Below are 1,306 nucleotides of genomic sequence, written 5' to 3'. Positions count from 1 at the left end.
GCTGTTTCTCTGCGTCCAAGACATTTGCCATGGCCGGCGAGGCTATCCGCCTCGCCCGCCTCAACGTCCTGGACGACTCCCCGTTCTATGGCCGGTTTTCAGGTGATCACGTATGGCCGCTTTTGGGTGTTCACCGAGGCTTCACCCGCCCAAGTTCCGGAACATCTACTGAGTGGTCTTTTCTCCAAGTACTGGTGCGATCAATATGCATGCGAGAAAGCTGGAGATTGAACTGCGGAGGCAGAGGCTACCCCTCCTATGAAGTCCAAATGGGCCTGCTGGCGCGCAAGCCCAATATTGAAGTGGTCGCGGCGAAGTCGAGCGGGGCACCGTTGAGCTTCCTTGAACGTCCGATCTGCAGGATCATTGGGCGGAAGCCCATCTGCTGGATGCCGGACAGGAAGGGCGGGGGCTCTCTGCGGGGCTGGGATTTTTCCTTGGGGAAGATGACCCGGATGGCTGCATCGTTCGATGATCTCCTCGATGTCGAGGAAGACGATGCAGGGGCGATCCGTCATCACGGCTACGGCCGAGATGTCAATCGCGACGAGTTCCTGACCTGCCTGAGAAAGCTCGCGGCAGGAAGCGGCTGACGACCAGCATTTTGGCCACACAAGACAGCGACTACCATTATGTCACCCCGGAAATTCGGTTGCGTCTAGGGCACAGAAGACACGGCGCGACCTATTGACCTAACTCCCAACGTGATGACAACCGCCGAGTTGCTCGTTCAGCGGACGTATTTCCCCCGCAGTTCGTTGAGTTCGGGTTGGACTGGCGTGCTCAACGGGCTCGCGGCAGGCTTGGCGCACGCCACCCGCATTGTGACCCGAGCCCAAGGGACGTGCATCCCGACCGTGTAGGTGTCTCGCCAAAGGATCGTGTAGTGCTCGCATCCATTCCGCTCAAGTAGGTCGAGGGCACGAAGAAGGGCGAGTTCCTGGACTGTAGGCACCGACGTGTTGTCATTGCCTTTGTAGAAAACCTCCCAGACGCCGGGTGCGATCTTCTTGTCTTGGTATCCGCCAATCAGGCCATCTTCTGGGTGGTATCCCGTGACGCAGGCCACGAAGGCGAGAGCCGAGCTGATCAAGAAGACGAGGGTTGTGCCGCGCCGGAGTCGTCGTCGCCAACTCTCGGGCCCAATACTGGGCTCCACAGCTAACGCATGTTGGCGATCACGAGAAACCGTAGAAATCTGATCATCTAGCCGTGGTCGCGCGCGAGTGCTGGTTTCTCGTCAGAACGGCGAATCGGTGTCGGTCGGATCGGTGTCGAGTTCGCGATCGAGAGCCGCGAGGTAGTG

General features: G+C 59.1%; 2 protein-coding genes. One reads left to right on the top strand and one right to left on the bottom strand.

Annotated elements, in window-relative coordinates:
• The first annotated feature begins 29 nt into the window (after nucleotides 1–29).
• Nucleotides 30–593, top strand: a complete 564-nt coding sequence (locus GY937_20250) for a hypothetical protein (protein ID MCP5059043.1) — start codon at nucleotides 30–32, stop codon at nucleotides 591–593.
• A 137-nt stretch (nucleotides 594–730) separates the two neighbouring features.
• On the opposite strand, the gene GY937_20245 is transcribed toward GY937_20250, so the two are convergent.
• Nucleotides 731–1,093: a hypothetical protein gene (locus GY937_20245; protein MCP5059042.1), complete on the bottom strand. Its 363-nt coding sequence runs from the start codon at nucleotides 1,091–1,093 to the stop codon at nucleotides 731–733.
• Nucleotides 1,094–1,306 lie beyond the last annotated feature (213 nt).

The organism is bacterium, from assembly GCA_024228115.1.
Lineage (GTDB): Bacteria > Myxococcota_A > UBA9160 > UBA9160 > UBA6930.
The sequence above is the reverse complement of the archived record's forward strand: the minus strand, read 5'-3'. Positions and strand labels throughout refer to the sequence as shown.